Below are 25,392 nucleotides of genomic sequence, written 5' to 3'. Positions count from 1 at the left end.
GACGATTGCGAGACGGCGAGCAACCGGAAAGCCCAGTCCTACCGCCTACTGCAGCGACTTCAGCAGATTGTCGACAGTGAACGGATTAGCTTTCGGCTTGGCCGGAGGCGGATTGTCGTTGGCGGGCACCCGCTCGGCCTTGGGCGCCTGTTCCGCCGCCTTGCGCTCGGCTTCGAGCCTGGCTTTTTCCTGAGAGGCAATGCGCATCGCCTCCTCCGCCTTCTGGCGCTCCTGCTCGGCCTGCGCCTTGGCCGCCTCCTCCGCTGCCTGCTGTTCCGCCGCCGCCTTCGCATCGGCATCGGCCTTGGCTTTCGCGTCTGCATCCGCCTTGGCTTTCGCTTCCGCGTCGGCCTTCGCCTTGGCATCCGCTTCAGCCTGGGCCTGAGCGTCGGCTTCCGCTTTTGCCTTGGCGTCGGCTTCTGCTTTCAGGCGCGCCGCTTCCTCCTGCTGGCGCAATTCTTCCGCGGCCTTGTCGCGGGCATCCTGAAGTGCCGCGTAGTAGCGCACCTCGCGCCGCAGCCGCTGTTTCTCAAGCAGCGCGGCCTGCATCGCCTCGACGCGTTGCTGTTCTTTTTCCAGCGCGCGCTGGGTCAGGAACTGCGCCAGCGGCTCGCTGTCGAACTGCCGTTTCACGGCACCGAACGGCCCCTCGGCGGTGAAATTCACGACCGGCTCGGAGCCGACCAGCGCTTCGTCGCCGGGCCGATAGGTGACCGCGCCCTTGGCCGAAACCGTGCTGGCGTTAAGGTCGGCCGTGATGTCGGCCGACAAGGTCGCCGCCGGATTTTCAAGGCTGATCGGCGGCGCTCGCAGCATGCCGCCGGCAATCGTGAAGGCGACCTCGGCGTCCTTTGCCGCGAAGCTGCCGTCGGCTGCGATGTCAGGCACGAAGCCAGCGGTCTTGGCCGCGTCGATATCGCGGCCGATCGCATCCGCCTTGGCGAGGAATGCGCCGAACGCGTCAGGATTGACGCCGGCGATCTGCAAGCCCTTCAGCGTCGCCGTGCCGGATCCCGACAGAGCGGCAATCATCGCGTCGACCGACTTGCCGCTGGTCGACATCGTCGTCGAGAAATCGCCACTGCCGCTGATGCCCGCATTCGGCAAGACATCAGCCAGGTCGGCACCCGCCAGTTTCATCTGTCCGGTGAAAAGCCCGGTGCCCTCATTGTTCTTCAACTCGAACAGGCCGGAGAGCGCCCCGCCGAGGAATTTGGCTTTGAGATCGGCCACCCGAATGCCTTCCGGGTCGAGCTTGAGCGAGAAGGCCGCGTCATAGGCGGTGGCCAACGGGCCGGCGGCCAGCGAAGCCGTGGTCAGGTCGAGATCGGCGGTGAACGGCAGGCTGGACTTCTGGCTGAACGGCGCCGACGGCCATGCGCCGGCCTTCTCACTCTTGTCGGCATTGTCACTCTTGCCGGCGCCGTTCTTGTCCAAGAGAAAAGCGGAATCGCCAAACAGTGCCACCGCCATCGGATCGAGGTCAAGTTCGTCGAGCGCCAGCGCACCGGCCAGATGCGGCACGCCATCCTTGCCGTCGACCCCCTGCTTGACATCGAGGTTGATGTCGCCGGACACAGCCGCCTCGTTGATGGCGCCGCTGAGCCCGGAGAGCACCAGCAGGCCATTGCCGTAATCGGCCTGCGCGGCCAGCGATGTCGACATGCCGGCGCCCATGCCGGGCAGGCCAATGCCCGTCGTCATCAGCCAAGGTTCGATGTCGGCGGCGTCGAGGTTGACCTTGCCCTTGGCCGTCGGACCTTGCTGCGTGTCGGCGACCGTACCCTCGAAGCCGGCCTTGAAGTCGTTGCCGGCAAGGCTGAAGCTCGTCGCCAGGCCGCCGCCAAACGTGCCCTTGGCCTGGATATCGGTGCTTGCTTCACCCAGCATGCCGAGCGGCAGCGCCGGCAGGCCATAGAGCGCCAGCAAGGCGGTTGCGTCCGGGTTCCTTGCATTGAAAGTCAGGGTCACCGGCGCGTCGGCAAGCTTGTTCACCGCGCCCCTTCCCGACAGCGACGCCGAAAACGCCGAGCCGCCGGCCTTGCCCTGCCCGCTGACCGCCAGACCCGTAGTGCCATCGCCATTGTCGGCGGCACTGGCCACGAGGTCGATGCGCGCATCCTGGAACAGGTCGGGATAAGCGGCGGCGCGGCCCGCAAGCCCCTTCAGCACGGCATTGTCAGGATAATGCTGCGCGGCGACGTCGATCAGCGGCTTCAGGTCGACCGCGACCACCGAGGCGTCGAGCTTGCCGGTCGGGCCCGCCGGAAAATCCTTGATCCGGCCCGTGGCGCTGATCGAGGAACCGGCCAGTCCGCCGACCGAAAGCCTGTCGATTTCGAGCAGTCCGTCCCGCAGCCTGAGAGCGGTATCGATCGTGTCGGCGGTCAAGCCGCCGGCGCTGACCGGGCCGGCCTTGATCTGGAAATCGAGGTCGCTGCTGGCAAAACGGTTGGCGCCCTTGTCGCTGACGAAGATCGAGGCGAAGGCCGCCAGCCCGTCGACATCGAGGTCACCGCCCTCGAGCCGCATCAGCACCGAGGGCTTTGCGTCGTCAGGCTGGCTGGAATCGATGCGGCCGGAAAACTTCGCCTTGCCCAGGATCAATTCGAGATCGCTGAAGGATTGATGGTTTTCCGAGAGATCGACCTTGGCCTTGAACCCGGCGGCAGGCAGACGGCGGATCGCTTCGTCGACATCCTTCGACAGCCAGGCTGCGAAACCCGAAGGTTGCGCCACGGCCAGCAGCAACGAGCCGGTGAAGCCGAAATGGCCCTGCACGTTGAGCATGACCTTGCCATCGGCTTCCAGCCTGGTGCGGCCCGGCAAGGTCGCGGCCAGCGATTTCACCGACCAGCCGTCACCGACCGGCTCGGCGGAAAGATGAACGTCGCGCACCGTGGTGTCGCCGGCCACCACCGCCGGCAGCTTGACCTCGACCGTACCGGGAATGGCCGGCTTCGGCACATCGAGCAACGCCTGCTCGAGCCCGGCGATACGCTGGTCCAGCGTCAGGCCCGCACCCGCCGGCGCACCCACCGCCTCGTCGAATTGCACCTGTGCGCCGTTGGCTTCGATGGCGAAGCTCGGTTTCTGGCCGAGATCGACCGAAGCCTTGCCGTCGGCGGTGTAGGGATTGTCGAGCGGACCGGTTTCGAAACGGAATTCATCGACACCAAGCTTCTGGTGGTCGAGCGAGAACTTGCCGTTCAGCCGGAAACCCGGATCGGGCTTGCCGGCGCTGACCTTGACCGTCTCGCCATCCGTGCCGCGCAGCTCGGCTGAATTCTTGCCGGCACCATCCTTGTCGGCACCCGAAATCTTGAACTGGCCGGAATAGACGGCGGCACCGTTGACGATTCCGGCATTGCCGTCGGTCTCGATAACCAGCGGATAGGCTTCGGGGTCCGCCCTCACCCGTAACCGCATCTGCCCGGAGGGTTCGGCCTTGCCGGTCGACGCCGCGACCGTGGTCCGCAACCCGTCCAGCCGCAACGTGCCGTCCATGCGCCACGGACCGGCCAGCGACTTGGCCGAAATGGTCGAATTGATCTCGGAAAAGATGTGGCTGCGGCCGCCGGCGGCATGGCGCAGTTCGACCTGCCCTTCCGTCACCGTCAGCTTCTCGATCGAAATCTGGCCGGGGTCGAAGGGCGAGGACGGGCGCATCGCCCAGTCGACGGTTCCATTGGCGGCGATGTCTATGGTCGCCTTCGGCCGCACCAGCCGCATGTCGAAGATCAGCACCTCGCCGCGCAGGAAGGGCGCCAGTTCGGCATCCATCGAAAACGTCTCGACGGTCATGGCCGGCTGGCCGTCGGGGCCACCGGCGACGGCGACGTTGGAAAAGGTCACCGAGGGGAACGGCAACAGCCTTGCCGTGGCGTCGCCCTGCACGGTGACCTTGCGGCCGAGGATGGCGCTTGCCTCGCGCTCGAACTCAGCGCGGTAGCCGGTCCAGTCGACGAAATACGGCACCACCAGCGCCGCAAGCAGCACCAGCACGAACAGGCCACCGAAGATCACGAACAGGCGTGCGAGCATCCGCTCCGAACAGGTTGATTGAAATTCTGCCGCACTCTACCCGCATCCGCGTGTCGATAAAGAGGCAATTCATCCTGTGTTGCGTCACGTCGGACGATCTGAAACAAATTCTGGGAAAAGCGGAGATTCTCGGATGTCGGGCAAAAACTGGGATCGCGTGCCGATCGATGCACAGAGTGTCGATGCCCCGCTATCGCAGTCGGCGATTTTCCTTGTCGTCACCGTCGCCGGCGAACAGCCGGCCTTGGCCAGGGTTTGCTCCGTGCTCGGCGAGCTCGACGATCTGGTCAAGACTGTCGGATTCCGCGATCTTGGCGGGCGCCTGTCGTGCATCGCCGGCATCGGCAGCAATCTCTGGAACCGGCTCAGCCCCGGCCGGCGACCGCTGGAGCTGAAGCCGTTCGCGCCGATCAAGGGCGCGGTCCATTCGGCGCCAACGACGTCGGGCGACCTGCTCTTCCACATCCGCGCCGAGCGGCCCGACATGTGCTTCGAATTCGAACGTATCCTGCTCGACAGGCTTGGTCCCGGCGTGACCGTCGTCGACGAAGTGGCGGGCTTTCGTTATTTCGATGCCCGCGACCTGCTCGGTTTTGTCGACGGCACTGCAAACCCGACCGGCCTCGATCTGCCAGCCTCGGCGCTGGTCGGTGACGAGGATGCCGACTTCGCCGGCGGCAGCTATGTCGTGGTCCAGAAATATCTGCACGATATGCAGGCCTGGGCGCGCATTCCGACTCCCGAGCAAGAGACGATCATCGGCCGCACCAAGATCGACAACATCGAAATCGATGATGACGACGCGCCCCGCAAATCGCACAAGTCGCTGGCCACCATCGAGGATGCCGACGGCAACGAGTACGACATATTGCGTGACAACATGCCGTTCGGCAGGCCCGGGCAGAACGAATTCGGCACCTACTTCATCGGCTACAGCAGATATCTTTGGGTCACGGAGAAAATGCTGCAGCGTATGTATGTCGGCGACCCGCCGGGCGCCTACGACCGGCTGCTCGATGTCTCGACGCCGCACACCGGCACGACCTTCTTCGCCCCGACCCGTCCCATGCTGCAGACGCTTGTGCAGGCGAAGTAAGACAAGCTACTCCACTGCACGGTAGAGCAGCGGCTGGTGGCCTCTATCCGCGGTCCCTCAGCGTGCGTCGCGTTTCGCCTGCGCCACCTTGGCCGCTTTGCGCTGGCGGCCAAGTTCCGCCGGTCGAACAAGACTTGGAACCTTCTGGTTGGCGACGGCCCGCATGCCCTTGTGCGCCGTTCGCGAATTATGCGTGGGACCGTGCGGGGCTTTCTGCTTCAAGGCCAGCGCCTTGCGTGCATTGTCAACCAGCGAAATGCGGGCCGCCAGTTGGCGGCGCCGTTCGGCCTCGCCGTTCAGCCGCCGCATCGCCATGGCCAGCACCGCGAGCTTCACTTGTGAACCGCCATCGGCCTTTGAGGGTGCCGCGCCTTTCGGCGCGCCCTTGCCGCGTATCTCGCGCCGCCTGCGATGCGCTTCGGCCTGCGCCTTGTCACGCCGTTCCCGCAACAGCTTGACCAGGCCGGAAAGGTCGGTATCGGAAAGTTCCTGCACCACCGGATGGTGCGATTTCTCCACCATCTCGTGTTCGTCGGCGCTCAGCGCTCGCGCTTCTTCCTTGCGTGAAATGGCCATGACAGTCCTCCTCAGCCGGCACGCCTGTCTTTCCAGGCTTGCCACTGCGGGAGCCTCGACCCGAATGGCCGCGCGGTCAAGACGCGCTCTTCACGACGCCCTAGCCCGCGTCAGGCAGGATCTTGCCCGGATTCATGATATTTTGCGGATCGAGCGCCTGCTTGATGGTGCGCATGACGTCGACGCCGTGGCCGAGTTCATGACGCAGGAAGCCGATCTTGCCCTGGCCGATGCCGTGCTCGCCGGTGCAGGTGCCCTCCATGGCGATCGCCCGCATGTTGAGCCGCGCGACGAATTTTTCCGACAGCGCGATTTCCTTGGGATCGTTCACATCCATCAGCACCAGCACGTGGAAATTGCCGTCGCCGGCATGGCCGACGATCGGCGCGATCAGCCCCATCTCGGCGATATCGGCCTCGGTTTCCATGACGCATTCGGCAAAGCGCGATATCGGCACACAGACATCGGTCGAAAGCCCCTTGGCGCCCGGCCGCAAGGTCAGCGACGCCCAGTAGGCGTCGTGCCTCGCCTTCCACAATTTTGTCCGCTCCTCGGCGACGCTGGTCCACAGAAACGGCCCGCCGCCATTTTCTTCCGCGATCATGCCGAAGGTCTCGGCCTGCTCGGCGACACCGGCATCGCTGCCATGGAATTCCACGAACAGGCACGGGCTCTCGGGATAATCGAGCTTGGAATAAGTCTTCATCGCCCGCATCTGCAGTGCATTGACCAGTTCGATGCGCGCCACCGGAATGCCCATCTGAATCGTCGCGATGACGGCGTTGCAGGCCGCCTCGACGCTCGGAAACGGACAGACGCCGCCCGAGATCGCCTGCGGAATACCCTGCAGCTTCAAGGTTAGCGCGGTGATGATGCCGAGCGTGCCTTCCGAGCCGACCAGCAGCCGGGTCAGATCATAGCCCGCAGAACTCTTCTTCGCCCGTTTGCCGGTCGTCACCGTCTCGCCGTCAGCCATGACGGCGGTCAGCGACAGCACGTTCTCGCGCATCGTCCCGTAGCGCACCGCATTGGTGCCGGACGCCCGCGTCGCCGCCATGCCGCCGAGCGAGGCATTGGCGCCCGGATCAATCGGAAAGAACAGCCCGGTGTCGCGCAAATGCCGGTTCAGGTCCTCGCGCGTCACGCCGGGCTCGACCGTGCAGTCGAGATCCTGTGGATTGACCGAAAGAATGCGGTTCATCCGCGACGTATCGACCGAGATACCGCCACCCGGCGCATTGGTGTGGCCTTCGAGCGACGAGCCGACGCCAAACGCGATCACCGGCACGCGATGCGCGGCGCAGGCGCGCACGATCTCCTGCACCTCGGCCATGGTCTCGGGGAAAGCCACGCCGTCGGGCGCCTGCGTCGGAATGTAAGTCGTCGTATGCGCGTGCTGCGAGCGGATGGCCTGGCCGGTCTGGAAGCGCTCGCTCAGCCGCTGCTTGAGGATGCCGAGCACCGCCGCGATGCCTTCCTCGTTGCGTTCGACCGGATTGAGGTCGCTCAGAGCCATGAAATCCTCCGCGAATGGACCAGCATGCATGCTTGTTATGCGATTATGGATGCGTAGTCTCCGCAACCACGCTCTGTCCAGCACCAGAACAAGGAAGTTTCAATGTCCATCCCCGCCCCCTTCGTCTCCAGGCCCATGGACATCGAGAAGGACTGGATCGACTATAACGGCCATCTCAACATGGCCTACTACAACGTGCTGTTCGACCGCTGCTCGGACGAGGCCTTCGAGGCGATGGGCATGGGGCTGGACTATGTGAAAGAGCGGCGGCTCACCATCTACACCGCCGAAGTCCATGTCTGCTACGTGCAGGAACTGCACCTGGACCACAAGGTCACGGTCTCCTTCCAGCTCATCGAGCATGACGAGAAGCGGCTGCGGGCCTACCAGGAAATCCGCCATGTCGACGGCTGGCTCGCCGCCACGTCCGAGACCTTGTCGCTGCATGTCGATATGTCGGGGCCGAAGGTGGCGCCCTTCCCGGCCGATGTGCTGGCGAGGATCCAAGCCATGCGCGCCGCCCATTCGGTGCTGCCTATGCCCGAACGCGCCGGCCGCTCGATTGGAATCAAGCGCAGGTAGGGCGGAGCCGGCATCCATCTCGCCCATTAGCGGGAGACCGGGCTGGCTTCAAAGCCACACCCGAAACTCAAAATCGCAGAACATCGGATAACCGCCGGCACCCGCGCTTGAAGCGGGTTCGCACCGACGTTAACCTTACCGAGGTTTTAACGGGAACAAGCCAATTGAGCCGTTGAACGACTCAGCGGAGCGGTCGAAAACGTCCGCACAAGGGTTGTTTTAGCGGGCGGCGGGGCGAAGCCGGTTCGAGGAACGTGCATGAAAACCGACATCAAGGTCGAGGTGGACAGGCTGGCCGCCGATCCGCGGATATCAGACTACGATTTCTGGCGTTCGCTCAAGAATGTCGACAACGAGATCTTTCACATCGCCAACAACAACGAACCGATTCCATTCGACATGATCCGCTGGCGCAGCATCCTGAAGCGCGCCCGCCTGAAGCGCGGCCATGCATAGCGAGGCGGAGGGATCAAATCCCCAGCTTCACGGCTGCCGCCTGATCGCCGCCAGCGGTGAGCGCGCGATCACCGGCGATGACTGGATGATCGCCGTATTGGTCATCGCATGGGGGATGATGCGGTCGATCACCCGTTCGAGTTCGGCGACCGAGCCGACATGCGCCAGCGCGATGAAACAGTCTTCGCCGGTCACCCGGTCGCATTGCGCGATTTCCGGCAGGTCTCGGATGATCTCGGCCACGACGGCCAATTGCCCAGGCACCGGCCGGATGCGCAGCCATGCCGATAGTTTCAGGCCAAGCGCCGCGGGATTGATCTTGACGCAATAGGCCTCGATCACGCCGTTTTCCTGCAGCCGCTTGATGCGCTCGGCCACACTCGGCGCCGACAGGCCGACCGAGCGCGCCAGTTCCGCCGTGCTGGCGCGCGCATCCTTTTCCAGCAGGCGCAGGATCTTCATGTCGGCCGCATCGAGGTCGATGTTTTCGCTTCGAAGGCGTTTCATGGAAAACTCCTTGCTTCCGGGTAAGAAATGATCGGACAAGCGGATCATCATCCATATAAGTCGGGACGATCGGCTACGATACTGGTCTCATGGACGACCCGAGGCAAGCACCGCATTCCGGTTTTACCGCAGTCAGCCCTACTGCTGTCCGCCCGGCCCTTGCCGGCCCCGCACTCAGCGGGCTGCTGACAAGACTGCCGCCGCATGTCTGGTTCGCGGTCAGCGCGGTCTTCCACTATCTCGGTCCGGCCTTCGCCGTGCTGCTTTTCCCGCATGTTGGCGTGCTCGGCATGGCGTGGCTGCGCATCGCCACCGCGGCGCTGATCTTCGCGCCGCTGACCCGCCCTTGGCGAACCTTCGCCCGTGCCGGCCCTCGGACGCGGCTCCTGCTCATTGCCTTCGGCGCTTGCCTGGCGGTGATGAACTGCTCGTTCTACCTGGCGCTTGACCGCCTGCCGATCTCGCTGGTGGCGGCGATCGAGTTCGTCGGCACCATCGGCATTGCGCTGGTCGGCCTAAGGAGCGCCCGCAATCTGGCCGCCCTTGCCATCGCCGTCACCGGCACCTTGCTGTTGATTGACCTCAAATGGTCAAGCGACCCGGTCGGGCTGTTCTGGGCTTTCCTCAACGGGGCGCTCTTTGTCGGCTACATCGTGCTTGGCCACCGCGTCGCCCGCGCGGGCGCCGGCGACGGCATCGCCGGCCTGGGTGCTGCCATGGCGGTCGCCTTCGTCGTCGTGCTTCCGATCGGTGTCACCGACGCGCTGCCGGCGTTTTTCTCGCCGCCGCTGCTCATCGCCGCCATCGGCGTCGGCATCTGTTCTTCGGTCATTCCGTATGTCTGCGATCAACTGGCCATGGCGCGGTTGCCGCGCGCGAGTTTCGCGCTGATGCTGTCCCTGCTGCCGGTCACAGCGACGCTGATCGGCATCGTCGTGCTGCGCCAGATTCCAAGCGTCAGAGATTGCCTCGGCGTCGCGCTGGTCGTGGCCGGCATTGCCTTCCACAAACCGGCGGCTGATCGCGAAGCCGATCGCACTTAGGCCAGCTTCTGCTTGAGGAAGGCGATCGTCCTGCCCCAGGCGAGGTCGGCCGTCTTCTTGTCGTAGCGCGCCGCCGAGGTGTCGTTGTTGAAGGCATGGTTGGCGCCTTCATAGACATAGACCGTATATTCGACATGGGCGGCGTCGAGTTCCTTCTTGAAAGCATCGATGCCGGCGTTGGTGCGCTCGTCCAAGCCCGCATAATGCAGCAGCAGCGCAGCCTTGATCTTCGACGCGTCGGCGGCCTTGGGCTGCATGCCGTAATAGGCGACGCTGGCGGAGAGATCGGGCGCGTTGACGGCCAGCATGTTGGCCGTGCCGCCGCCCCAGCAGAAGCCGATGGCGCCGACCTTGCCATTGCCGTCCTTGTCGGCCTTGAGGAAGGCGACCGTCGCCACGCCGTTGGCAACGGTCTGCGCCGCATCGAGTTTCCCGAACATGTCGCGCGCCTTGTCCTCATCAGTGGGCGTGCCGCCGAGCGGCGACAGGAAATCGGGCGCGAGCGCCAAGAAGCCCTCCAGCGCCACGCGCCGGGCGACGTCGCGGATATGCGGGTTGAGCCCCCTGTTTTCATGGATGACGATGACGGTGCCGAGCTTGCCGGTCTGGTTTGCCGGTTTGACCAGATAGCCTTTCATCTCGCCGCCGCTGACGGGATAGGTGATGTCCTCGCCCTTCACGCGGGGATCGTTTTCGGCCACGATCGCCGCCTGGGCGGAGTTCGCCGCCAGCATCGGCACGATCGCGGCGGCCGCAGCACTTGATCCGGCAAGCCTGGTCAACTGCTCCATGAAGCGGCGGCGATCCAGCGTCAGATGCGTGTATTCGTCATAAGCATCGATCATCGCCTGGGTGATGACGGGTTTGGTGGTGACGTTAGCCATCAGCTTCCTCGCTCTCTCGGCTTCGGTGTCCTTGCCGGTCGCAAGATAGGGGCGAGCCTCTCATCGTCCAGTCACCGGACCGTGACATCTCGCTGTCCTGCCGGCCGCCAGTCGGTCGGTTGGTCGGAAGATCATCACGTTTTTGTCATCGGTGACAAATCTTGATGGCGCCGCCACAATAGTGGGGGAAACTGGCTTGCCGGCCGCCTTTGGCGGCCACGGTCCTATAGGCCCGATCTGAAAGGAACAGTACCGATGACCATGACCCTCGCCGATCCTGGCAAGCGCCTTCGTGGCAGCAGTGGCGGCCGTTCTGGCGATGCGCGCGGCTGTTGTCGCGGCGAGCCGCAAGTCCATGGTCAAGGTTCGCAGCGCCGGCGTCAGCGCACAAACACGAAACCCAAGTTGAGGTGAAGTCATGAACGTCCAGGACATCGTGAACACCGTCTCGCAGAAGGCCGGGCTTGACCAGGCTACGACCGAAAAGGTCGTCGGCACCATCCTCTCGGTGCTGGAGCACGAAGCCGAAGGCACCAGTGCGTCTTCGTTTTTCGCCAAGATTCCCGGCGCCGACGACCTTGCGCACCAATATGACGTCATGGCCGCCGCGCCGGCCGGCGGCGGCGGCTTCCTGTCGTCGCTGCAAGGCGCGCTTGGCGGCGTTCTCGGCGAGAAAGCCGGCGCACTGGTCAACGGCCTCGCCGCGCTCAAGGCATCCGGCCTCGACATGGCGCAGATCCAGAAGGCCGGCGAGACGCTGGTCCAGCAGGCCGAGGCCGCCGCCGGCCCCGATTTGACCAACCAGGTGCTCGGTTCGGTGCCCAGCCTGAAGGCCCATCTGGGGCTCCGCTGATCGTCGGATCGCCGAACCCGGCACCGCCTATTTCGGCAGCGCGTAGGCCATCACATAATCGCCCGGCTTGGTGCCGACCGAGCCGTGGCCGCCGGCGACGATGACCACGAACTGCCGCCCGTCGGCGACCGTATAGGTCATCGGCGTCGATTGCCCCCCGGCCGGCAGCCGCGCCCGCCAGAGCTGCTTGCCCGATGTCAGGTCGTAGGCGCGCAGATAGTCGTCGACGGCGGCACCCAGGAAGGCAACACCGCCGGCCGTGATCATCGGTCCGCCAATGCCGGGCACCCCGACCTTCAGCGGCAACGGCAGTGGCGTCATGTCGTAGACGGTGCCGTTGCGGTGCTTGTAGGCAATGGTACCGGTCCGAAGATCGACGCCAGCGACATAGCCCCAGGGCGGCGCCTGGCACGGAATGCCGAGCGGCGACAGGAACGGTCCCATCACCACCGCATAGGGCGCGCCGTCATTGCGGTTCAGCCCCTGCTCGCTGCCCTTGGTATCGCCCGGCGGCGGCACGTCGGCGCGGGGGATCAGCCTGGACGTGAAGGCGAGATAAGTCGGCATGCCGAACATCACCTGCCGCACCGGATCGACCGCCACGCCGCCCCAGTTGAAAGTGCCGAAATTGCCGGGGTAGACCAGCGATCCCTGCAGCGAGGGCGGCGTGTAGCGGCCTTCATAGCGCAATTTATGGAGCGCGATCCGGCAGGCCAGTTGGTCGAACATGGTGATGCCCCACATATCGGCCTCGGTCAGCGGCGGCGGGCTGAAGGAAAGGTCGGATGCCGGCTGCGTCGGCGATGTGTGATCTCCTCCGATGGCGCCGCCCGGCGCTGGCACGTCCTTGACGGGGATGACCGGCTCGCCGGTGCGCCGGTCGAGCACATAGAGGTCGCCCTGCTTGGTCGGCCCGACGAGGGCGGGCACGACGGAGCCGTCAGCCTTGGTGATGTCGATCAGGCTCGGCTGCGCCGGCACGTCCATGTCCCAGAGGTCATGGTGCACGGTCTGGCGCACCCATTTCAACTGTCCGGTGTTGAGGTCGAGCGCGGTGATCGAGGAGGAGAATTTCTCGACATTGGCGCTGCGGCCCATGCCGAGCTGGTCCGGTGTCTGGTTGCCGAGCGGTACGTAGAGCAGGCCGAGTTTCTCGTCGGCGCTCGGCGTCGACCACATGTTGGGCGAGTTGGCGGTGTAGGTCTGGTCGGCCGGCAGCGGCGTCGTCTGGTCCGGATTGCCGGAATCCCAGTTCCACAGCAGCTTTCCGGTGCTCGCATCGTAGGCGCGGATGACGCCGGACGGCTCCTGCGTCGAATAATTGTCGTTGACCGCGCCGCCGACGATGATCTTGCCGCCCGCGATCAGCGGCGCCGAAGTCGAGTAGTAATAGCCCGACTTCGGATACGGCATGTTGGCCAACAAATTGAGCGTGCCGCCCTCGGCGAAGGCCGGGCAAACCTGCCCGTTTGCGGCGTCGAGCGCGATCAGCCGGGCATCCGAGGTCGGCAGGTAGACGCGCGCAGCGCAGGGCTGACCGGCGGCGCCCGCGGCATCGGCATAATAGGAAACGCCACGGCAGGTCTGGTGCTGGCGGTCCTTGTCGAGCTTGACCTTGGGATCGTAGCGCCACTTCTCCTTGCCGGTCGCCGCATCGACGGCGATGGCGAAGTTGTGCGGCGTGCAGATATAGAGCGTGTCGCCAATTTTAAGCGGTGTCACCTGGTAGGTGGTCTCGCCGACATCGTCCGGGCCCTTCACGTCACCGGTGCGGTAGGTCCAGGCCGGCTGCAGATTGGCGACATTGTCCGGCGTGATCTGGTCGAGCGGCGAATAGCGCTGGCCGAACTGCGTGCGCCCGTAATAGTGCCATTCGCCCGCCGGCACATCGCCGCCGAGATTGGCGTTGGGAATCATCTTGTCGGTGTCGAGCGCGCCGCCGATGTCCTTCGGGTCCGTGGTCATCGAATAGCCGGCCACCGCCAGCGATGCCAGCACGGCAAGGATCAGAGGCGCGCGACCGTCCGGACCGGCAAGGCCCCGCCGCGCCCATGGCGTCAGCAGCCACAGCGCCACCAGCACGATGATGCCGCCGCGCGGGCCGAGCTCCCACCAGTCGAAGCCGGTTTCCCAGACCGCCCAGGCCAGGGTGCCGATCACGATCGCCGCATAGAGCCAGAGCGCCGTGGAACGGCGCCGGTAGAGCAGCCAGGCGGTGATCAGGAAGGCGAGACCGACAATGATGTAGTACCAGCTGCCGCCCAGCGAAGCCAACCAGATGCCGCCGGCGCCAAGTGCCAGGCCTATGAGGAAGAGGACGAGGGAGGTGATGGTGACAGCCAAGATGATACTCCTTCGACTGTTGCGCGCATGAGGCGGCCTTGGGCAACCCGGCATTGTGTGCCGCCCCCTGCGCAACTTTCTCCCGACCGCCGCGCCTGTCAAGCATAGGTCATGGGTCCGCGGCAGCAACCTTCTTCCGCCTGAGGTTGTTCACAACGCCGGCCGCCATGTCGCTCAAGCGGCCGTATCAGGCACTTTACCGGAACAAAACGTAGACAGTTCTGGTCTTTCGCTACCGAATCACTACATTCGGGGGCGATGTCCGGCTTTTCCGAAGACATGCCCTTTTTCGACGAACCCGATGCGCGGCCCACGGCCCCGTCGGGCATTGCCGCGCGCGCCATGGCTGCCCGCGGTGGCCAAAACAATGCGCCGGACTATCTCAGGGGGCTTAACCCCGAGCAGCGGCTGGCGGTGGAGACCACCGAAGGGCCGGTTCTGGTGCTGGCCGGCGCCGGCACCGGCAAGACCCGCGTGCTGACCACCCGCATCGCCCACATCCTTGCCACCGGCAGGGCCTTCCCCTCGCAAATCCTGGCCGTGACCTTCACGAACAAGGCCGCGCGCGAGATGAAGCAGCGCATCGGCATCCTGATCGGCGAAGGCAATGTCGAGGGCATGCCGTGGCTCGGCACCTTCCACTCGATCGGCGTGAAGCTGCTGCGCCGCCATGCCGAGCTTGCTGGCCTGAGATCCGACTTCACCATCCTCGACACAGACGACGTCGTGCGGCTGATCAAGCAGCTGATCCAGGCCGAGGGCCTGGATGACAAGCGCTGGCCCGCGAAACAGTTCGCCCAGATGATCGACGGCTGGAAGAACAAGGGCCAGGGCCCGGCCGACATCGCCGAGGGCGATGCGCGCAGCTTCGCCAACGGCAAGGGCCGCGAGCTCTACAAGGCCTATCAGGAGCGGCTGCAGACACTGAACGCCTGCGACTTCGGCGACCTGCTCTGCCACCCGATCCGCATCTTCCGCGCCAATCCCGATGTGCTGAGGGACTATCACCGGCGCTTCAAATACATCCTCGTCGACGAATACCAGGACACCAACACCGCCCAATACATGTGGCTGCGCCTGCTGGCGCAAAGGCCCGAAGCGCCAAGGAGTGGTTCTCCGGGCGGTCGCGCTCCCACCGCGTCCAATTCGTCAGTCATCGACAGAACAGAAGCAGGGCGCTATAGGCCTCCAGCGCCTGAAGAAGACCCACTGGAGCATAGCCATGGATCGGCTGCTTCGGCCGAAGGCCGCAAGCCCGACCGGGCGTCCGAGCCGTTGCGAGGCCCCCGCGGAGGGCCCGCGCCGGCAGGCGCGGAACAGCCCGTGAGCGAAAACAAAGTAAATATCTGCTGCGTCGGCGACGACGACCAGTCCATCTATGGCTGGCGCGGCGCCGAGGTCGACAACATCCTGCGCTTTGACAAGGATTTTCCCGGCGCCACCATCATCCGGCTGGAGCGCAATTACCGCTCGACCGCGCACATACTGGGCGCGGCCTCCCACCTCATCGCCTACAATGAGGGCCGTTTCGGCAAGACGCTGTTCACCGATCGCAACGATCCCGAGGACGGCAAGGTCAACGTCCACGCCGCCTGGGATTCGGAGGAGGAAGCCCGCGCCATCGGCGAGACCATCGAGGCCTACCAGCGCCAGAAGCATAATTTAAATGACATGGCGATCCTTGTCCGCGCGTCCTTCCAGATGCGCGCCTTCGAGGACCGCTTCATCACGCTCGGCCTTAACTACCGCGTCATCGGCGGCCCGCGTTTTTACGAACGCATGGAAATCCGCGACGCGCTGGCCTTCTTCCGGGTCGTTGCCAACAGCACCGACGACCTCGCCTTCGAGCGCATCGTCAATGTGCCCAAGCGCGGCCTGGGCGAAGCGACCATCCGCCAGATCCACGACACGGCGCGCGGCTTGCGCATCCCGATGCTGGAGGCGGCGGCTACACTCGCCGAAAGCGACGAGCTGAAGCCGAAACCGCGCGCCGCGCTGCGCGAGGTCGCGGCCAATTTCGAACGCTGGCAAAAGGCGCTGGAAACCACGCCGCACACCGAACTCGCCGAGACCATTCTCGAGGAGAGCGGCTACACCGACATGTGGAAGAACGACCGCTCGGCCGAAGCCCCCGGGCGGCTCGAGAACCTCAAGGAACTGATCCGCTCGATGGAGGAGTACGAGTCGCTGCGCTCCTTCCTCGAACATGTCGCGCTGGTGATGGATGCCGAGCAGAATGCAGGGCTCGATGCCGTTTCCATCATGACGCTGCACTCGGCCAAGGGCCTCGAATTCGAGACCGTCTTCCTGCCCGGCTGGGAGGAAGGCCTCTTTCCGCACCAGCGCGCGCTGGACGAAGGCGGCCGCTCAGGCCTGGAGGAAGAGCGGCGGCTCGCCTATGTCGGCCTGACGCGGGCCAAGAAGAACCTGCATATCTGGTTCGTCTCCAACCGCCTCATCCACGGGCTCTGGCAATCGACCATCCCGTCACGCTTCCTCGAGGAATTGCCGGAAGCCCATGTCGAGGTCGCGGAAGCCGGCAATTCCTACGGCGGCTACGGCAATCGCTATGGCGGCGGCTCGTTCGCATCCGGCCGTGGCGGCGGCCAGGCGGCAGGAAGACAGAACCCGTATGGCGCCTCGCGCTTCGACAATATCGGCGCCAATTCGGGCGGCGGGGAAAAGTCCGGCGCCTTCTCCAACACCTATTCCACGCCGGGCTGGCAGCGCGCACAGGCCAACCGCACCGAGGCGACCGACCGCAACTGGGGCACGCGCTCGGGCCATCAGGTCGAACGCATCGGCTATGGCGAGACCGATTCCGGCTACGGCGCCGGCCGCACCAGCGTCAAGGGCCGCACCATCGACGGCGAACTGGTCGCCAAATCCGTCTCCGACACGCCGTCGGCTTTCAGCGTCGGCGACCGCGTCTTCCACCAGAAATTCGGCAACGGCAATATTTCAGCCATCGAAGGCAACAAGCTGACCATCGACTTCGACAAGGCCGGCCAGAAACGCGTGCTGGACGGGTTTGTGCTGCCGGTGTGAGGCTGCCAGCCTCGAAGGCTGACGTCCCGCCTCAATCCACCTTCTTCTCGCCCCGCTCCCCGGCCTTCACGATATCCCCCGTCGAAAACAGGATTTCCTTCAGTTCCACGCGCCAATCCGTCTTCTGGCGCAGCAGGAATTCGAGGTCCATGCCGAAATGCTTGAACTCCTCGCTCTGCGCGTTCTTCATGATCGCCTTGGCCTGCGGGTTCTTCTCGACCGACATGCGCTGTTCGTACCAGCTGATCGCTTCCGCCTCCTCGATCAGCGAGGCAATCATGCGGGCAAAGGTCCGCACTTCCTGCGACAGTTCTTCCGGCGGTTCGTGATACTGGTCGAAACCCATGTCGTTCTCCCTCAATGGCTCGCAAATGGAGCCAGGCATTGGCCCGCTTCCATGAATGCGTGGGAAGCGCTGCGGGTTCCGGGACAACGGCCACAATTCAGGACGGTGGATCTGCGAGCTATCTCACGACACCGGTGCCGCGCCGCCCTCCTCCGTGCGCCGCGCGATGAATGCATCGAGCATGCCTGACGTGGCGGCCGCCGTTGCCGGCGGCTCGAAATCGGCGAGGATGCGTTTCCAGACGCCGGTGGCGCGTTCGGTGGCGTTCTTCGACCCGCTTTGCGTCCAGTTGCCGAAATTCGACCAGTCGGCCACCAGCGGCTCGTAGAAGGCGGTGCGGTAGCGTGCCATGGTGTGGCCGGCCGAGAAGAAGTGCCCGCCCGGCTGCACTTCGGCGATCGCCTCGAAGCCGATTGCGTCGTCGTCGCCGGGCGTCGCGGTACAAAGTTCCGCGACCGTCTGCAGCGCTTCGATGTCGGTGACCAGCTTTTCCAGGGAAACACTCAAGCCCCCTTCCAGCCAGCCGGCCGCATGGATGCAGACGGTGGCGCCCGAAAGCACCGAGCCCCACAGCGCGAACTGTGTCTCGTGCGCGGCCTGCGCGTCCGAAATGTTGGCAGCGCTGCCGCCGCCCGAGCGCCAGGGCAGACCAGTGAAGCGCGCCAGTTGGCCTGCACCCAGTGTGGCCTTGACGTGCTCCGGCGTGCCGAAGGCGGGTGCGCCCGATTTCATGTCGACATTGGAGGAGAAGGAACCGTAGACCACCGGCGCGCCCGGCCGCACGATCTGCGCCAGCGTCAGCCCGGCCAGCGCTTCGGCATGCTGCAAGGTCAGCGCGCCGGCCACCGTGATCGGCGCCATCGCACCGGCCAGGCAGAACGGCGTGATGATCAGGACCTGGCCCGCCTTGGCGAAATCGATGATGCCTTGCGCCATCGGAATGTCGAGCTGGCGCGGCGAGTTGGTGTTGATGACGGTGTAGCAATGCGCGCCCGAGCGGAACTCGTCCTCGGACAGCCCGCGGGCCAGCCTGATCATCTCGAAACTGTCATCGACCTGCGGCGTGCCGCGCGCGAACACGAACGGGAATTTGTCCGACAGGGTCAGCTGCGCCCGATTGACGGCATAATGGCGAAAACGATTGTCGATATCCTGCGGTTCAATGCACGGTCCCAGCATGTGCAAGACATCGAAATGCTGCACCAGCTTGATGAGCTCCTCGAAGGCGACCAGCGTTCCGGGGCGCCGGCCGCGGTCGAGATCGGTGACGTTGGGCGCGCCGGAGCCCGCCAGGAACGTCATCGAGCCCAGTTCGAGCGACAGATCACGAGCACGCGCGCCTGCATGGGCGTGGATCGATCGCGGCGCCGAGGCTAGGGCTGCCACCACCATGTCGCGGCCGATGCGCACCATGTCGGTGTCGGGATCGACCAGGGCGCCGGCGCGGGCGAGCACTTCGCGCGCCTCAGGCAGCAGCACCTTGATGCCCAGTTCTTCCAGCACGCGCAGCGCCGTGTCGTGGATCGACGCCACCTGGTCGTTGGAAAAGATCGGCTGCGGCAGGAATGGGTTCTTCAGCGAGCGGTAATCGGGCTTGCGGCTTGATTCGCTGCCGGCCTCGCCCGTGCGTCCGCGCCGGCGTTCGCGCCTGCTGTCTCGTGCCGCGTCATCGATCATCGCGAATTCCCTCCTCATTGCCGCATCGTCTTGCCCTGGGGATCATAGGGCGAGCCCGCGATGACCCGCGCAGGCCGTTCGGCGCCGACAATGTGCACGCAAAGCTGCGTCCCCTCCCCGGCGAAATCGTCGTCCACCAACGCCAGCGCGACGCTCTTGATCGTGTAGCCAAATCCGCCCGAGGTGACAAAGCCGCGCGGCGGCCTCAAGGCTTCCCTTCCGGTCAGTTCGAAGCCGGCATCCTATATGTATTAGACATAAGTGTCCAATACGTTGGCGGACCCGTATCGCGCACTGTCACGCAAGCATCATGTTCACGCCTTAGATCGCTCTTGGGGAGGCTCGCGCGGCATCGTCGATGCGGCACCTCTTTCCGTTTTTGTCCTTCGACCGCTCCGGCATGCTCGTCACAAAGAGGATTGTCCATGAAACACCCGCACCGAACCGCCTCGCTCGGCGTCGCGCTGGCCTTGTTCACCGCCCTGACACCGGCGCTTGCCGACGGCGTGGCCTACATCAACAAGGGCCTGGTCGGCGTCGGCCGCATGCCGGCTGCTCAGCGCGACAAGTTCGGCGAGACCTTCGGCTCGGGCTCCGGCATGGCAATCGACACTACAGGCTGGACGCAAGATGCCGGCACCTACAAGGGATCGCTCTGGCTCCTGCCCGACCGTGGCTACAATGTCGCTGGCACCACCGACTACCGGCCGCGCCTCAACACCATCGGCATCGAGTTCACGCCTGTCGCACCGGGTGCGGCTCCCGCCGCCGGCCAGGAGCAGACGGGCGTCAAGGCGACGCTTGCCGACACCATGCTTCTCACCGACGACAAGGGCGCCGATGCCACCGGCCTCGATCCGCTGTCGGATGTACGCCCTGCCGCCGGCGACATGCCGATGTTGCCCGTCGCCACCAACGGCAAGCTCGCTCTCGACAATGAGGCCATCGTGCGGCTGCCCGACGGTTCGATGTTCATCTCCGACGAGTACGGCCCCAACATCTACAGGTTCTCCGCGCAAGGCCGCCTGATGTCGGCGACCCAGCCGCCGGCAGCCCTCGTGCCGATGCGCAAGGGAACGCCGAACTTCTCCTCCGACAATCCCGGTCCGGGTGCCGCCGACCCTGATCCGAAGGATCCCGAAACCGGGCGCCAGAACAACCAGGGCCTCGAAGGCATGGCGATGACGCCGGACGGCAAGTTCCTGATCACCGTGCTACAGTCGGCGCCGAGGCAGGACGGCGGCGATTCACCCTCGACGCGCCAGAACACCCGGGCGTTGGTTTACGATGCCTCCGACCTCGCCCATCTGAAGCTCGCGCATGAATACGTCGTGCCGCTGCCGATGTTCAAGGATGCCAAAGGCAAGACCAAGGTCGCCGCGCAGAGCGAGATCGTGGCGCTTTCGGACACATCCTTCCTGATGCTGGCGCGCGACAGCGGCAACGGCCAGGGCCTGAAGAAGGGTGACGCGTCGCTCTACCGTCAGATCAACATCGTCGACGTGTCCGGGGCGACCGACATCGCGGGCAGCGCCTTCGACGCGGCCGACAAGCCGGTAGCGCCCAAGGGCGTGCTCGATCCCTCGGTGACGCCGGCCAAGCTGACGCCGTTCATCGATATCAATGACGCCGCCGAGCTTGGCCGCTTCGGCCTGCATAATGGTGGGGCGAAGGACCACAACGAGCTTTCGGAGAAGTGGGAAGCGATGTCGGTCGCCAGCGTCCTCGATCCGAAGCTGCCCGACGACTATTTCCTGTTCGTCGGCAACGACAACGACTTCCTTGCCCAGGACGGCTTCCAGGTCGGCGCGCCCTACAAGGCCGATGACGGCGCCGATGTCGACACCATGTTCCTGGTCTATCAGGTCACGCTGCCAGGTCTCGGCAAGAAGTAACGATCACCGCACAAGCGGGCGCGCCTGGCGCGTCCGCCTGTGCAGGTCGTGAAGGCTTACTTCAAGAACTCGGCGTCCTTCGGCACGCCCGCATCGATTGGCTCGGCCGTCCTGCTTGACACGGCCATGATCTTGCCGGCAGCCGACAGGTTGGGCCGCACGAAGACCTGGGCGGGGCCGTGGACGCGGCTGTAGAGGTCGATGATGTCCTGATTCATGAAGCGCACGCAGCCGGACGATGCGTTCTTGCCGATGGAATCCCATTCCGGCGTGCCGTGCAGCCGGTACATCGTGTCCTTGCCGTCGCGGAAAAGATAGAGCGCGCGGGCGCCCAGCGGGCTCTGCGGTCCGGGCGGCATGCCGTCCTTGTATTTCGCCAGTTCCGGCCGGCGCTGGATCATTTCGGGCGGCGGCGTCCACACCGGCCACTTCTTGTGTGCCTGGACCACGGCGCTGCCGGTCCATCCGAAACCGGCCTTGCCGAGGCTGACGCCGTAGCGGATGGCCTTTCCGCCGTCGCGCACCAGATAGAGGAAATGCTCGGAAACATCGACGACGATCGTGCCAGGCTTCTCTCCGGTCGGATCGGCCACGATCTGGCGCACGAACTTCGGATCGAGCTTGGCAACCGGGATGGCCGGCAGTTGATAACCCTCGTCGGTGCGCGCCGCATACATGGTTGCGGTATCGCCGACAGCCGGCTCGCTTGCCGCAGCCGACGGCGGGACCGGCGCCACTGCCGGCGGCGCCACATCGGTCGTGGTGCACGCCGAGAGAAGGACGGAAGCGCAGCCCAAAGCGGACGCGCCAACAAACGCGCGCCGGCTCAGGCGCTCAGCAACAAGCGGAATATCGGACATGAACCCCCTGGTGAGAAACGCGGCCCAACGCGCCTGGGATCAATATCCCATTCCGCAAGCTTTGAGAACAGGATGGATCATGGCGTGAGCACCGTGGACCGTTCGCGCCCCCGCATCGACCTGTCGGGTTGAATCTGCAATCATCGCGCACCGGACTCGAGATAGGCTTTGTCGGCCATGAACGAAAAAATGCCCGCGCGTCGGCGCACCGGCGACCTGACCAGCGGCCCGATCCCACGCACGCTGCTGCTCTTCGCCTTGCCGGTGCTCGGCTCCAACGTGCTGCAATCGCTGAACGGCTCGGTCAATGCCGTCTGGGTTGGCCGCTTCCTCGGCGAATCGGCGCTGACGGCGACCTCCAACGCCAACCTCGTCCTGTTCCTGATCCTCGGCACGGTGTTCGGCATTGGCATGGCGGCCACCATCTTGGTGGCGCAGTCGGTCGGCGCCCGCGACCTGCCCGAGGCACGCCGCATCGTCGGCACCAGCGCCACTTTCTTCTTCCTCGTTTCGGTGGTCTTCGCGGTTTGCGGCTGGATCTGGGTCGACGCCATCCTGGGCGCGCTTGGCACGCCGGCCGACGCCTTGCCGCTCGCACGCTCCTACCTGCGCATCATCTTCGCCGCCGTGCCGATGATGAACCTCCTGTCCTTCGTCATGACCGTGCTGCGGGGTGCCGGCGATTCCCGCACGCCCTTCATCTTCATGGCGCTGGCGGTCGTGCTCGACATCGTGCTCAATCCCCTGCTCATCCGCGGCATCGGCCCGTTTCCCGAACTCGGCATCGCCGGTTCCGCCACCTCGACGCTGATCGGCCAGACCGTAAGTGTTATCGCCATCCTCGTCGTGCTCTACGCGCGCAAGCATCCGTTGCGGCTCGCCGGCACAAATCTCGCCCTGCTGCGCCCGGATCCGGCGCTGCTGCGCATCGTCGTCTTCAAGGGGGTGCCGATGGGTCTGCAGATGATCGTCATCTCGGCGGCGGCACTGACGGTGATGGGCATCGTCAATTCTTATGGTTCGCAAGTGGCCGCCGCCTACGGCATCGCAGCGCAGCTCTGGACCTACATCCAGATGCCGGCGCTCGCGATCGGCGCCGCGGTTTCTTCCATGGCGGCGCAGAATGTCGGCGCCGGCCGCGGGGACCGGATCGGCCGCGTTGCCGCCTCTGGCGTCGGCTTCAACCTCGTCCTGACCGGCGCCCTCGTCGCGCTGCTATGGGTCTTCGACCGCTCGATCCTGGGCCTGTTCCTGAGCAGTGACAGCGCCGCGATCGATATCGCCGCCCACATCAACACCGTAGCGTCCTGGTCGTTCATCCTGTTCGGCATCACCATCGTGCTGTTCGCCACGGTGCGCGCCACGGGTGCCGTGATGCCGCCGCTGATCATCCTGGTGATCTCGGTGCTCATCGTGCGCACCGGCTTTGCCTATTACATGCGCGGCGTGATCGGCGAGGAAGCGCTGTGGTGGAGTTTCCCGGCCGGCTCGATCGCCTCGCTGGTCCTGGCCGCGGCCTACTACCGGTTCGGCGGCTGGCGCACCTTGCACATGATCGAGAACAGGCCGGCTGCCGGCGAACCGCCCGACACCGGGCTCGGCGTGCCGCGCCAGCGCGCGAACATGGCACCTGAAACGCCGAACGGCTGAAGCGCACGTGCTGGCGCGGCGGTCTCAGCGCCTCTGTCGGAGCCCGAAGGCGAGCGCCACCAGCGCGAACACGATGATCATGGCCGCGAAGGCCAGGCTCGCGGCGACGGGGCTGGCATAGGTCGACACGACGCCGATGCCGATGACAGGCAAGGCGTTGCCGACAAAGCAGCAGACGAAGAAGCTCGACACCACTTCGGCACGGCGATCCTGTGGCGCGATCTCGTTCACCACCTGCAGGCCGCCTCGGTAGCCAAGCGCGGCCACGACACCGCAGCAGGCCGTCGCCACGACCATCAGTGCCATCGAGGCCAGAATCTGCGCAGCCACCACCAGCAACACGCTTGGGATCATCAAGGCCAGGGCGGCCAGCATGGCCTTGCTGCTCTGCACCCGCATCAGCGCCACGATGCTGGCCGCCGCGACGATCGCCAGTTCGAAGAACAGCGCGCCGGCAACGGCATGGTTCGTTTCGTGCAGCTGCTGCGCCAGGATGCTCGGCGCCAAAGCGGCATAGAAGCCGACCAGCGCCATCGCGCCGAAACCGGTCACCGCCGGCGCGACGAAGCGCGTGCGTATCTTCCGAGGCACGGAGAGGCGCGGCCGCATCGAAATCCGCTCGAGGCCACCCGGCTTCGCCACCGTTTCACGGGTACGCCAGACCAGGACCGCCACCACCGCGAGTGCCATGAGATAGACGATGAACACCAGCCGCAGGGGCCAGGGCTCGTATTGAGCCAACAGTCCCGATATCAGCGACCCGAAACCGAGACCGAGGAAATTGGTGCTGGTGGTGATGACGCTGGCACGCGATTTATCGGCGGCGGGGAGAAGCTCGGCAATCCAGGCGGTTCCCGTTCCGGCGCCAACGCCGATGCCAAGCCCGCTCAGGATGCGCGCCACGTCGAGCGAGACGACATTTCCGGCGAACAGGAAGATAAGCGCGCTGACAATGGCCACGATCATCGCCGCCAGCGCTGCGGGCCGGCGCCCGACAACATCCGACACGCCACCGAACACCAGCAGGGCGCCGAGATTGCCGACAACATAGACCGCGTAGATCAGCGTCAAGGTGATCTGCGAAAAGCCGAACTGCTGCTTGTAGATGATATAGAGCGGCGTCAGCGCCGTGCTGCCGGCAAACAGCACCGCGATCATCGCCGCGACAGTCGGGATCGCGAGGACGTCGCCGGCCTCGTTCTGAGTTTGCGCCAAATCACGAAAGGCCATGGCCAACCTCGTCATCAGTTTTCAGGGATCGCGACGTTAACGCGCCCTTCCCGCCGGCGTTCCAGTGAACGGCCACGCTCCTGACACCACGGTGGGCCTTGCCTGACCAGGCCGATGACGCACAAAGGCGGATCGGGGCCAGCGGCCCCGATCCATCACGGCACCCCTTGTGCCCTATCAGACGCAATCAGTCTATTTGCAGGAAACCGGGCCTACTTGCAGGAAAAACCGGGCGCGATCTTGCACTTGCCGGGACGCGGCTTGTGCGGCGGGCGGTGGTGCGGAGGACGGTGATGAGGCCGGTGGTGCCAGTATGGCGGCCGATGCGGCGCGCCTACGATGATAACCGGCGGATGCACGACTTGGGCCCGCGAGAGATAGCCGGAGCTGGCCCAGCCGCTGACACCGCCGCCATGGATCCTGCACCAGCCAGGCTGGCAGCCGGTCACGTCAACCCGGAAGCCGGCCGGCAGCGTCCCGACCTTGGCGTATTCCGCGCCAGGCCCGGTACGCACGTTGAGGCTGGTCGTGGTATGGCGCCGTAGGCGAAGGCAGCGGCGGACGTCCCGAAGACGGCGTCCAGAATGGTCGCTATCGCAAGCAGAAATCGAAATCTCATCGGTCCCTCCATCGAGTGCCGGCCGTTCGACCGCTTCGGCCGGGACAGCATCGCAACGGGAGAGGCCGCGGCAAGAAAAGTCAACAAGCTGCCAGGGCCGATCACCACGATCACCGTTCCTGCGTGGAAGTTTCCCCTGATATAGTGAGGAGTTTTCCTCACACTGT

The 25,392-nt window shown here is 65.0% G+C and carries 20 protein-coding genes and 1 pseudogene; 9 read left to right on the top strand and 12 right to left on the bottom strand.

The genetic code is table 11. From position 1 onward, the window contains the following. Nucleotides 1-45: 45 nt before the first annotated feature. On the bottom strand, nt 46-4,044 hold the full coding sequence (locus FJ941_RS00955) for an AsmA-like C-terminal region-containing protein (RefSeq protein ID WP_140502466.1): 3,999 nt from the start codon (nt 4,042-4,044) through the stop codon (nt 46-48). 133 nt (nt 4,045-4,177) lie between these two features. Between FJ941_RS00955 and FJ941_RS00950 the strand changes: the two genes are divergently transcribed. Next, nucleotides 4,178-5,140 (top strand): Dyp-type peroxidase, encoded by a 963-nt coding sequence (locus FJ941_RS00950; protein WP_140502465.1) that lies wholly within the window; start codon nt 4,178-4,180, stop codon nt 5,138-5,140. 57 nt (nt 5,141-5,197) lie between these two features. Here the strand turns inward: FJ941_RS00950 and FJ941_RS00945 are convergent, their stop codons facing one another. Continuing rightward, nucleotides 5,198-5,716 (bottom strand): hypothetical protein, encoded by a 519-nt coding sequence (locus FJ941_RS00945; protein ID WP_140502464.1) that lies wholly within the window; start codon nt 5,714-5,716, stop codon nt 5,198-5,200. 100 nt (nt 5,717-5,816) lie between these two features. Next, complete coding sequence (locus FJ941_RS00940) at nt 5,817-7,232, bottom strand: FAD-linked oxidase C-terminal domain-containing protein (RefSeq protein WP_140502462.1); 1,416 nt, start codon at nt 7,230-7,232, stop codon at nt 5,817-5,819. A gap of 102 nt (nt 7,233-7,334) precedes the next feature. On the opposite strand from FJ941_RS00940, the gene FJ941_RS00935 reads away from it, so the two are divergent. Beyond that, the gene (locus FJ941_RS00935; protein ID WP_140502461.1) at nt 7,335-7,814 is read left to right on the top strand and encodes a thioesterase family protein; all 480 of its coding nucleotides are present in this window, start codon (nt 7,335-7,337) and stop codon (nt 7,812-7,814) included. Between the two features lie 258 nt (nt 7,815-8,072). Next, entirely contained in the window at nt 8,073-8,270 is a 198-nt protein-coding gene (locus FJ941_RS00930) for a hypothetical protein (RefSeq protein ID WP_015317249.1), read from the top strand. Nucleotides 8,271-8,297: 27 nt separating this feature from the next. On the opposite strand, the gene FJ941_RS00925 is transcribed toward FJ941_RS00930, so the two are convergent. Beyond that, nucleotides 8,298-8,777, bottom strand: coding sequence for an Lrp/AsnC family transcriptional regulator (locus FJ941_RS00925; protein ID WP_140502460.1), 480 nt, complete (start codon nt 8,775-8,777; stop codon nt 8,298-8,300). An 89-nt stretch (nt 8,778-8,866) separates the two neighbouring features. Between FJ941_RS00925 and FJ941_RS00920 the strand changes: the two genes are divergently transcribed. Next, a complete protein-coding gene (locus tag FJ941_RS00920) occupies nt 8,867-9,820 on the top strand; it encodes a DMT family transporter (RefSeq protein WP_246673652.1) in 954 nt (317 codons plus the stop codon). Here FJ941_RS00920 and FJ941_RS00915 read toward each other — a convergent pair. Next, nucleotides 9,817-10,704, bottom strand: coding sequence for a dienelactone hydrolase family protein (locus FJ941_RS00915; RefSeq protein ID WP_140502458.1), 888 nt, complete (start codon nt 10,702-10,704; stop codon nt 9,817-9,819). The genes FJ941_RS00920 and FJ941_RS00915 overlap by 4 nt on opposite strands. Before the next feature lie 418 nt (nt 10,705-11,122). On the opposite strand from FJ941_RS00915, the gene FJ941_RS00910 reads away from it, so the two are divergent. Further along, nucleotides 11,123-11,557: a hypothetical protein gene (locus tag FJ941_RS00910; RefSeq protein ID WP_140502457.1), complete on the top strand. Its 435-nt coding sequence runs from the start codon at nt 11,123-11,125 to the stop codon at nt 11,555-11,557. A 27-nt stretch (nt 11,558-11,584) separates the two neighbouring features. Here the strand turns inward: FJ941_RS00910 and FJ941_RS00905 are convergent, their stop codons facing one another. Further along, a complete protein-coding gene (locus FJ941_RS00905; RefSeq protein ID WP_140502456.1) occupies nt 11,585-13,900 on the bottom strand; it encodes a glucose/quinate/shikimate family membrane-bound PQQ-dependent dehydrogenase in 2,316 nt (771 codons plus the stop codon). Between the two features lie 258 nt (nt 13,901-14,158). Here FJ941_RS00905 and FJ941_RS00900 point away from each other — a divergent pair, with 258 nt between their 5' ends. Then, nucleotides 14,159-16,948, top strand: coding sequence for a UvrD-helicase domain-containing protein (locus tag FJ941_RS00900; protein ID WP_140502454.1), 2,790 nt, complete (start codon nt 14,159-14,161; stop codon nt 16,946-16,948). A gap of 31 nt (nt 16,949-16,979) precedes the next feature. On the opposite strand, the gene FJ941_RS00895 is transcribed toward FJ941_RS00900, so the two are convergent. The 3 genes and pseudogenes from FJ941_RS00895 to FJ941_RS00885 form a co-directional block, all read right to left on the bottom strand. Further along, nucleotides 16,980-17,294: a hypothetical protein gene (locus FJ941_RS00895; protein ID WP_140502453.1), complete on the bottom strand. Its 315-nt coding sequence runs from the start codon at nt 17,292-17,294 to the stop codon at nt 16,980-16,982. 123 nt (nt 17,295-17,417) lie between these two features. Next, on the bottom strand, nt 17,418-18,971 hold the full coding sequence (locus FJ941_RS00890; protein ID WP_140502452.1) for a trimethylamine methyltransferase family protein: 1,554 nt from the start codon (nt 18,969-18,971) through the stop codon (nt 17,418-17,420). A 14-nt stretch (nt 18,972-18,985) separates the two neighbouring features. After that, nucleotides 18,986-19,165 (bottom strand): annotated as a pseudogene (locus tag FJ941_RS00885) (glycine cleavage T C-terminal barrel domain-containing protein); the annotation flags it as partial. A gap of 231 nt (nt 19,166-19,396) precedes the next feature. Here FJ941_RS00885 and FJ941_RS00880 point away from each other — a divergent pair. Continuing rightward, complete coding sequence (locus FJ941_RS00880; RefSeq protein WP_140502451.1) at nt 19,397-20,866, top strand: esterase-like activity of phytase family protein; 1,470 nt, start codon at nt 19,397-19,399, stop codon at nt 20,864-20,866. A gap of 56 nt (nt 20,867-20,922) precedes the next feature. Here FJ941_RS00880 and FJ941_RS00875 read toward each other — a convergent pair whose 3' ends face one another. Further along, nucleotides 20,923-21,726, bottom strand: a complete 804-nt coding sequence (locus FJ941_RS00875) for a L,D-transpeptidase (protein WP_140502449.1) — start codon at nt 21,724-21,726, stop codon at nt 20,923-20,925. A 177-nt stretch (nt 21,727-21,903) separates the two neighbouring features. Here FJ941_RS00875 and FJ941_RS00870 point away from each other — a divergent pair, with 177 nt between their 5' ends. Further along, the gene (locus FJ941_RS00870; RefSeq protein ID WP_140502448.1) at nt 21,904-23,376 is read left to right on the top strand and encodes an MATE family efflux transporter; all 1,473 of its coding nucleotides are present in this window, start codon (nt 21,904-21,906) and stop codon (nt 23,374-23,376) included. A gap of 24 nt (nt 23,377-23,400) precedes the next feature. Here the strand turns inward: FJ941_RS00870 and FJ941_RS00865 are convergent, their stop codons facing one another. Beyond that, nucleotides 23,401-24,606: an MFS transporter gene (locus FJ941_RS00865; protein ID WP_140502446.1), complete on the bottom strand. Its 1,206-nt coding sequence runs from the start codon at nt 24,604-24,606 to the stop codon at nt 23,401-23,403. A 212-nt stretch (nt 24,607-24,818) separates the two neighbouring features. Continuing rightward, complete coding sequence (locus FJ941_RS00860) at nt 24,819-25,121, bottom strand: SH3 domain-containing protein (RefSeq protein ID WP_246673650.1); 303 nt, start codon at nt 25,119-25,121, stop codon at nt 24,819-24,821. A gap of 69 nt (nt 25,122-25,190) precedes the next feature. Here FJ941_RS00860 and FJ941_RS29155 point away from each other — a divergent pair, with 69 nt between their 5' ends. Then, complete coding sequence (locus tag FJ941_RS29155; protein ID WP_210242207.1) at nt 25,191-25,370, top strand: hypothetical protein; 180 nt, start codon at nt 25,191-25,193, stop codon at nt 25,368-25,370. Nucleotides 25,371-25,392 lie beyond the last annotated feature (22 nt).

Source organism: Mesorhizobium sp. B2-3-13 (assembly GCF_006442195.1).
GTDB lineage: Bacteria > Pseudomonadota > Alphaproteobacteria > Rhizobiales > Rhizobiaceae > Mesorhizobium > Mesorhizobium salmacidum.
Note: the sequence above shows the minus strand (reverse complement) of the source record. Positions and strands in the feature narration are given on the sequence as shown.

Bases quoted from the DNA above. Each gene is read 5' to 3' on its own strand.
- FJ941_RS00955 (WP_140502466.1), bottom strand. From the start codon at position 4,044: ATGCTCGCACGCCTGTTCGTGATCTTCGGTGGCCTGTTCGTGCTGGTG.
- FJ941_RS00950 (WP_140502465.1), top strand. From the start codon at position 4,178: ATGTCGGGCAAAAACTGGGATCGCGTGCCGATCGATGCACAGAGTGTC.
- FJ941_RS00945 (WP_140502464.1), bottom strand. From the start codon at position 5,716: ATGGCCATTTCACGCAAGGAAGAAGCGCGAGCGCTGAGCGCCGACGAA.
- FJ941_RS00940 (WP_140502462.1), bottom strand. From the start codon at position 7,232: ATGGCTCTGAGCGACCTCAATCCGGTCGAACGCAACGAGGAAGGCATC.
- FJ941_RS00935 (WP_140502461.1), top strand. From the start codon at position 7,335: ATGTCCATCCCCGCCCCCTTCGTCTCCAGGCCCATGGACATCGAGAAG.
- FJ941_RS00930 (WP_015317249.1), top strand. From the start codon at position 8,073: ATGAAAACCGACATCAAGGTCGAGGTGGACAGGCTGGCCGCCGATCCG.
- FJ941_RS00925 (WP_140502460.1), bottom strand. From the start codon at position 8,777: ATGAAACGCCTTCGAAGCGAAAACATCGACCTCGATGCGGCCGACATG.
- FJ941_RS00920 (WP_246673652.1), top strand. From the start codon at position 8,867: ATGGACGACCCGAGGCAAGCACCGCATTCCGGTTTTACCGCAGTCAGC.
- FJ941_RS00915 (WP_140502458.1), bottom strand. From the start codon at position 10,704: ATGGCTAACGTCACCACCAAACCCGTCATCACCCAGGCGATGATCGAT.
- FJ941_RS00910 (WP_140502457.1), top strand. From the start codon at position 11,123: ATGAACGTCCAGGACATCGTGAACACCGTCTCGCAGAAGGCCGGGCTT.
- FJ941_RS00900 (WP_140502454.1), top strand. From the start codon at position 14,159: ATGTCCGGCTTTTCCGAAGACATGCCCTTTTTCGACGAACCCGATGCG.
- FJ941_RS00895 (WP_140502453.1), bottom strand. From the start codon at position 17,294: ATGGGTTTCGACCAGTATCACGAACCGCCGGAAGAACTGTCGCAGGAA.
- FJ941_RS00890 (WP_140502452.1), bottom strand. From the start codon at position 18,971: ATGATCGATGACGCGGCACGAGACAGCAGGCGCGAACGCCGGCGCGGA.
- FJ941_RS00880 (WP_140502451.1), top strand. From the start codon at position 19,397: ATGAAACACCCGCACCGAACCGCCTCGCTCGGCGTCGCGCTGGCCTTG.
- FJ941_RS00875 (WP_140502449.1), bottom strand. From the start codon at position 21,726: ATGTCCGATATTCCGCTTGTTGCTGAGCGCCTGAGCCGGCGCGCGTTT.
- FJ941_RS00870 (WP_140502448.1), top strand. From the start codon at position 21,904: ATGAACGAAAAAATGCCCGCGCGTCGGCGCACCGGCGACCTGACCAGC.
- FJ941_RS00865 (WP_140502446.1), bottom strand. From the start codon at position 24,606: ATGGCCTTTCGTGATTTGGCGCAAACTCAGAACGAGGCCGGCGACGTC.
- FJ941_RS29155 (WP_210242207.1), top strand. From the start codon at position 25,191: ATGGTCGCTATCGCAAGCAGAAATCGAAATCTCATCGGTCCCTCCATC.